2 protein-coding genes are annotated in these 1,291 nt (G+C 57.3%); both read right to left on the reverse strand.

Annotated features, from left to right (window positions below; translation table 11 throughout):
* Positions 1-899, reverse strand: an 899-nt coding sequence (locus BTO32_RS17500; protein ID WP_175618690.1) for a WD40 repeat domain-containing protein, incomplete at its 3' end; no start/stop codon positions are given.
* A gap of 47 nt (positions 900-946) precedes the next feature.
* Positions 947-1,291 (reverse strand): hypothetical protein (locus BTO32_RS17975; RefSeq protein ID WP_175618691.1); only part of this gene is annotated, 345 nt, incomplete at its 5' end.

Genomic DNA, 1,291 nt, shown 5'->3' on the forward strand with positions numbered 1-1,291 from the left:
TTGTTGCCGAAGCGGAGGTAGTACCGGCTGTGGTCGATGAAGGCGACGGCGAGGGTGAAGGTGTTGACGCCTTTAGGGGCGGCTATGAGCTTGCTGTCGTCGAATGAGGCGTCCGCGATATCGTCCGTGGGGCTAGGAATGAATATTCCGGAGACATAACTTGCTAGTCGGTGGCGCTTAGTCGGTTCGTTTGTGTTCCAGTACAGCCCGATTCCATTTTCATCCCCGCTGACCACCCACTGCCCATCGGGGCTGATGGCGGCGTGGGTTTTGGACGAGTTGCCGTCCAACTTGGCGATGGGCTCTCCGGAATTCAGGTCCCATAAGGCGACACTGTAGAGACGCTTGTAGTTTTCTCCGTCTTCAAGCACCTCAGCCAATGTTTGGTAGTAGGGCGGTTCGAACCCTTTGGGTTCGCCACTGCCTGCGGTGACCAGCCGCTGCTCAGCGTTGTCCATGGCGAGGTTCAGCAACTTATGGTAGCCAAGAAACGCGTTGTCATCGGTTGCCTTCAGTGTCTGGCTGGTGCCATCCGCGTTACGCCGGAACAGGCTCCAGCCCAGGTCGGAGTAGTAGTAGGTTTGGAGGTCCCGGGTCATCAGGTGCCCATACACGGGACGATCCAGCGTGAATTGCTGCTTGATCTCGCCACTCAGGGACTGGACCTTGACGGTGTTGTCCAGATTTTGCCAAACAAATACAGGTTGTTCCTTGACGAAGTAAGCAGCGTAGCTGTTGGCGTCCCGGCTGATGATTTCTCGAGTCTGGTGAGCCAGATCCCACAGGATCAGCTTCTGGTCGCGGTGGGCGGTGAGGGCGTAAGCGCCATCGGACGACACCGACGCGGTCATAACGGGTGCGGCCGAGGTGTAGACACGCCAAGCGTTATTGCCGGCCACGAATAGGACAGCCACCCATAACAGAATCCCGATTCCATTCCTTCGCATCAGTAACGTCCGAATCCCGATTTTTTCAGTAAGCGATTCTGCATGATCTCGCGCTTGAAGACTTCTTCAAACAACGTCTCGCTGGGAATTTTCATGCCTGAATGACTGAACAGCCATTTCGATTGGTCCACGACAGACCAAGCCTCACTGTTCAGAGCTTTTTCGATGAATGTATCCCGCTCGGCCCCAGCCTTATCCCCAGCCACCGCCTCAAACCCCACATACCCCAAGGCGGGCCTCGGTGGGTGCTCTGGTCGCCAGTGGTTCAGCGCCAGTTTTCGGAGCCGTCGGAGGTAATCCCGGGCCAGCTCGGGGCTGACGCTGGCGCGGTGATTCAGCGGGGC

The organism is Marinobacter lutaoensis, from assembly GCF_001981305.1.
Classification (GTDB): Bacteria; Pseudomonadota; Gammaproteobacteria; order Pseudomonadales; family Oleiphilaceae; genus Marinobacter; species Marinobacter lutaoensis.